This window comes from Neisseria sp. P0021.S006 (assembly GCF_051956895.1).
Genome location: NZ_JBQCWZ010001218.1, coordinates 1 through 459, shown reverse-complemented (window position 1 = coordinate 459; position 459 = coordinate 1). Strand labels below are relative to the sequence as shown.

1 protein-coding gene is annotated in these 459 nt (G+C 48.1%); it reads right to left on the bottom strand.

Annotation, left to right across the window (positions count from 1 at the left end; all coding sequences use genetic code 11):
* On the bottom strand, positions 1 to 459 hold a 459-nt coding region (locus ACTHUM_RS19565), incomplete at both ends, for a DMT family transporter (protein ID WP_440403949.1).

Below are 459 nucleotides of genomic sequence, written 5' to 3'. Positions count from 1 at the left end.
GATGATGGCCGATGGTGGAAAATATCATGGTAAATACAGGTATCAGCGTGGTAACGATACTGACTTTTGAAGCGTCCCAATGGTTGAGCGCTTCACCGAATGAACCGTAGCCGATCAGCGTGTTCAGGCAGCAATAGATAAAGCAGCCCCATAAAAACGGATTGCCGATATGGGCGATTTGCGACGGTTCGGCAAACGGCAGGAAAACAAAGCTGCTGCAAAAATAAATCATGAGCAGGATTTGTTGCGAATTGAAATGTTTGGACAGAAGTTTTTGCGCCACGCCGTAGCACACCCAAATCATGCTGCCCGAAGCCGCCATCATCACGCCGACCGCGTAGCTGCCCAAGCTGAAAAGTTCGCCGAATTTATCGTTGAAAAACATGACCAAACCCGTCAGCAAAAGCATCAAGCCGATTTTTTGCCAATGCGTAAAGGCTTCTTTAAACACGCCAACGC